This window comes from Insulibacter thermoxylanivorax, from assembly GCF_015472005.1.
In the GTDB taxonomy this organism is placed as follows: Bacteria; Bacillota; Bacilli; order Paenibacillales; family DA-C8; genus Insulibacter; species Insulibacter thermoxylanivorax.
In genome coordinates this window covers 1-1486 of record NZ_BMAQ01000063.1, presented here as the reverse complement: position 1 = coordinate 1486, position 1486 = coordinate 1, and the positions used below count along the sequence as shown (strand labels likewise).

The following is a 1486-nucleotide window of genomic DNA, read 5'->3' as shown; positions in this document are numbered from 1 at the left end:
ACTCAACTTTCGCAGCTTAATTGTCCAAACAAACCCTTGATATAATTGGGCAAACTCGAAATCCAATGCTGGAGTTGACGAAAAACGGCAGACTGATCCCGTTTGGATTTGGCTTCCGTGAACGCCATGAAAAATGCTATCAGATGTTGCAAAGCCGTTTTGAGATCCAGGTCTCGAACTTCGTCGGAAAACAGGAAGAACAGACCGCCCAACGACCGCGCGTCGTTTTCGTGACGACGTTCCCATTCCATCACGAGATAACGCGTAAACACGATCGTGGTGTGGCTGATGAGCATATCAAACGAACGACCTTGAAACTCCGTTCCCAGCTTCAGATACGATTTGGCAAATTTGAAGAAGGTCTCGATGCTCCAACGCATGCCGTAAATGCGAACGATCTCGGCATCTTCCAACGCCAAATCAGTGCTGAGCAGAACCAGCCAATCCCGCCGCCGATGGCGGTTTTGCACAAAGACCAGTTTGATCGGTAAACCGCAGGCGGTTTGAACGATGACTGAGCCAAGAATTTCTTTGTTTTTCTGCTTTGGCAACAGGGCATACAGTTCATGGAGCGTCAGGCTTTTTCCGTCGAGCCGGTATCGTTGTTTCATCGCCTTGACCATCCCAATGACATGCAGACCTTTAGCCATCAGTTCACGCAACAGAGGCGCTTGGGTAAACCAACTGTCCATCAGGACAAAGTCAGCGCTAAATCCAGCCTGAATCGCTCGATCAAGCAGAGCCACAACCGCATCCGGCTTACGCGAAAGTGCCTCGATGCGGCGTTTGTAGCCTTGCGTACGCTTGGACAAACGCTCCTTCATCTCGCAAAAGCGATTCGCCAGCTTGGCCGAGCTGAGCATGACAAAATCAATGGGTGCGAAGCTGAAGCCATCCGACCATCCGAGCGTGAGCATGTTGTAGCCGCGGGTATATCTCCCCGTCGTATGATCGAAGACGCGGGCCAGCAACTCGGCTTTCTTGCTGCGATCCCTGCGAAGAACCGAATCATCAATGATGAACGTTCGAACGCGGGACGAAGAGGTTAAGGAATCAAAATGCTGAACGATCTTCAGACTCAAGGCATGCAAAAATCGTCGCCATGCGAAACGCGGGTGGTTTAAAAACCGATAGACCACATCTTTGCCAGGCAAAGACTCGCGGCGATCGCTGTGGAGAAGACGAAACCAGTTACGCCCTTCAAACACGAGCGTAAAGATCAGCCGAAAGATGGCCAGACTGGACAATCCGAACGACTTGGAAATGCCTGCTTTCCGCAACAGTTGCCCGATTTGTAAAGTAGAGAATACAGCCGAAATACGTTCTTGGCCCTTTTCAGACAGAGAGTTGTGTTGTACCATAGGGATACGCACCTTTCTGTTTGGAATGGTAAGCTTCTCCAACTTCCATTTTACCAAACGAGAAAGGTGTTTTTCTGTCAAGAACGAGATTTTTCAAGAGAAAATCCTAGCCCTATCAAGGCTTA

The 1486-nt window shown here is 49.7% G+C and carries 1 protein-coding gene; it reads right to left on the bottom strand.

Features of this window, described 5'->3' with window-relative positions; translation table 11 throughout:
• Positions 1-2 precede the first annotated feature (2 nt).
• The gene (locus tag PRECH8_RS14320) at positions 3-1361 is read right to left on the bottom strand and encodes an IS4 family transposase (protein WP_105127951.1); all 1359 of its coding nucleotides are present in this window, start codon (positions 1359-1361) and stop codon (positions 3-5) included.
• Positions 1362-1486 lie beyond the last annotated feature (125 nt).